This is a genomic window from Clostridium aciditolerans, assembly GCF_016316925.1.
Classification (GTDB): Bacteria; Bacillota; Clostridia; order Clostridiales; family Clostridiaceae; genus Clostridium_AM; species Clostridium_AM aciditolerans.
This window is the reverse complement of record NZ_JAEEGB010000046.1, coordinates 1-1,439: the sequence shown is the minus strand read 5'-3', so window position 1 is coordinate 1,439 and position 1,439 is coordinate 1. Positions and strand designations below refer to the sequence as shown.

Here is a 1,439-nt window from a genome sequence, read left to right as displayed (position 1 = left end):
TTGTCGACTCCTTAGAAAGGAGGTGATCCAGCCGCAGGTTCTCCTACGGCTACCTTGTTACGACTTCACCCCAATCACTAACCCCACCTTCGGCCGCGTCTTCCTTACGGTTAGACTACGGACTTCGGGTGTTGCCAGCTCTCATGGTGTGACGGGCGGTGTGTACAAGGCCCGGGAACGTATTCACCGCGACATGCTGATTCGCGATTACTAGCAACTCCAGCTTCATGTAGGCGAGTTTCAGCCTACAATCCGAACTGAGGGTAATTTTATAGTTTTGCTCCACATCACTGTATTGCTTCTCTTTGTATTACCCATTGTAGCACGTGTGTAGCCCTAGACATAAGGGGCATGATGATTTGACGTCATCCCCACCTTCCTCCCGGTTAACCCGGGCAGTCTCACTAGAGTGCTCAACTTAATGGTAGCAACTAATGATAAGGGTTGCGCTCGTTGCAGGACTTAACCTAACATCTCACGACACGAGCTGACGACAACCATGCACCACCTGTCTTCCTGCCCCGAAGGGCTTCCTCCATTACGAGTAATTCAGGAGATGTCAAGTCTAGGTAAGGTTCTTCGCGTTGCTTCGAATTAAACCACATGCTCCGCTGCTTGTGCGGGCCCCCGTCAATTCCTTTGAGTTTTAATCTTGCGATCGTACTTCCCAGGCGGAGTACTTATTGTGTTAACTGCGGCACAGAAGGGGTCGATACCTCCTACACCTAGTACTCATCGTTTACGGCGTGGACTACCAGGGTATCTAATCCTGTTTGCTACCCACGCTTTCATGCCTCAGCGTCAGTTACGGTCCAGAGAGTCGCCTTCGCCACTGGTGTTCTTCCTAATCTCTACGCATTTCACCGCTACACTAGGAATTCCACTCTCCTCTCCCGCACTCTAGACTTCCAGTTTGAAATGCAGCACCCAAGTTAAGCCCGGGTATTTCACATCTCACTTAAAAATCCGCCTACGCATCCTTTACGCCCAGTAAATCCGGACAACGCTCGCCACCTACGTATTACCGCGGCTGCTGGCACGTAGTTAGCCGTGGCTTCCTCCTTTGGTACCGTCATTATCGTCCCAAAAGACAGAGCTTTACAACCCGAAGGCCTTCATCACTCACGCGGCGTTGCTGCATCAGGCTTTCGCCCATTGTGCAATATTCCCCACTGCTGCCTCCCGTAGGAGTCTGGACCGTGTCTCAGTTCCAATGTGGCCGATCACCCTCTCAGGTCGGCTACGCATCGTCGCCTTGGTGAGCCTTTACCTCACCAACTAGCTAATGCGCCGCGGGTCCATCTCAAAGCGGATTACTCCTTTAATTAGTTCTCCATGCGAAAAACTAATGTTATGCGGTATTAATCTCCCTTTCGGGAGGCTATCCCCCTCTTTGAGGCAGGTTACCCACGTGTTACTCACCCGTCCGCCGCTAATCC

General features: G+C 51.8%; 1 rRNA gene. It reads right to left on the bottom strand.

Annotated elements, in window-relative coordinates:
• Nucleotides 1-15 precede the first annotated feature (15 nt).
• Nucleotides 16-1,439, bottom strand: a 16S ribosomal RNA gene (locus I6U51_RS23200); the annotation flags it as partial.